Origin of the sequence: Paraburkholderia sp. J63 (genome assembly GCF_905220245.1) — a bacterium.
Lineage (GTDB): Bacteria > Pseudomonadota > Gammaproteobacteria > Burkholderiales > Burkholderiaceae > Paraburkholderia.
Window position 1 is genome coordinate 1 of the sequence record NZ_CAJMZF010000158.1, and the last position, 590, is coordinate 590.

Here is a 590-nt window from a genome sequence, read left to right on the forward strand (position 1 = left end):
TTGATTGAGCTTCAACTTGCGGACGAGGGAAATCTGGGTGAGTGAATTGGGTTGCATGGCAGTACTGGACATTGACGGGGAAAGCGCCGTTCACGAGGCGTTCGCGCTGTTCGCGGCCCTGGTGTTTTCCGCCGCTTGACAAGCCCGGCGCCCTGCCGCCACTGCGCCACGCCAACCGTGAGCCGCGCTGCGCTTACTATACGCGCAAAAATAATCGACATTCATTATTGACAGTGCAAAATTGAATCACTACAAATAACGAACAACGATCATTTTTAGACGAATTACCCTCCGTCACCCCTCTGACAAGACCTCAGGACCACGTCCCTGGTGCCGATGCAGATTCGCAGTCCGTTCGCAGCCCGTTGCCGACTCTCCGCTCAAACGACTCTCGCTACCTCATGAATCTGAACCGCACACCTAGCCTCGCCCTCGCGGCAACCCTGCTCGCGAGCAGCCAGGCCGCGCACGCGCAAAGCAGCATCACGCTCTACGGTATCGTCGATACGTACCTGAACTACTCGACCAATCAAACCGCTGCCATATCGGGCGGCGGCACCACGCACGGCAGCACCGTGTCGCTGAACAAC

General features: G+C 57.6%; 1 protein-coding gene. It reads left to right on the plus strand.

Annotated features, from left to right (window positions below; genetic code table 11):
- Positions 1–401: 401 nt before the first annotated feature.
- A partial coding sequence (locus U5775_RS38955) for a porin (protein WP_322063442.1) occupies positions 402–590 on the plus strand: 189 nt, incomplete at its 3' end.